Below are 301 nucleotides of genomic sequence, written 5' to 3' on the forward strand. Positions count from 1 at the left end.
AATTGGTTCCATGTATTATGAGCGCCGGGTTACACCTGTTATCATTTTAGATGAGATTCACATGGCTTCCAACAAGCTGCTAGAGGATTTACGGATAATTTTTAATTTCAATATGGACTCAGAAAATCCATTCATCTTAATCCTGGCGGGACAATTATCTGACTTCTGAGATAACAGTCCATATCCCAGCAATTATTTTATCCACCATAATTCTTCTGAAGTGTTGTAACTCCGAGGAATCTGCTTTAGACTCCTCGGATAATTTCTGATGACAAAACTATCTGTATAGGAATGGCATCGC

Annotated in this window: 1 protein-coding gene; it reads left to right on the forward strand. The window is 38.2% G+C overall.

Features of this window, described 5'->3' with window-relative positions; genetic code table 11:
* The first annotated feature begins 10 nt into the window (after positions 1 to 10).
* Positions 11 to 169, forward strand: a complete 159-nt coding sequence (locus tag AWB54_RS16470) for an AAA family ATPase (RefSeq protein WP_268873660.1) — start codon at positions 11 to 13, stop codon at positions 167 to 169.
* The last annotated feature ends 132 nt before the right edge of the window (positions 170 to 301 follow it).

Source organism: Syntrophomonas wolfei subsp. methylbutyratica (assembly GCF_001570625.1).
GTDB lineage: Bacteria > Bacillota > Syntrophomonadia > Syntrophomonadales > Syntrophomonadaceae > Syntrophomonas > Syntrophomonas methylbutyratica.

Bases quoted from the DNA above. Each gene is read 5' to 3' on its own strand.
- AWB54_RS16470 (WP_268873660.1), top strand. From the start codon at position 11: ATGTATTATGAGCGCCGGGTTACACCTGTTATCATTTTAGATGAGATT.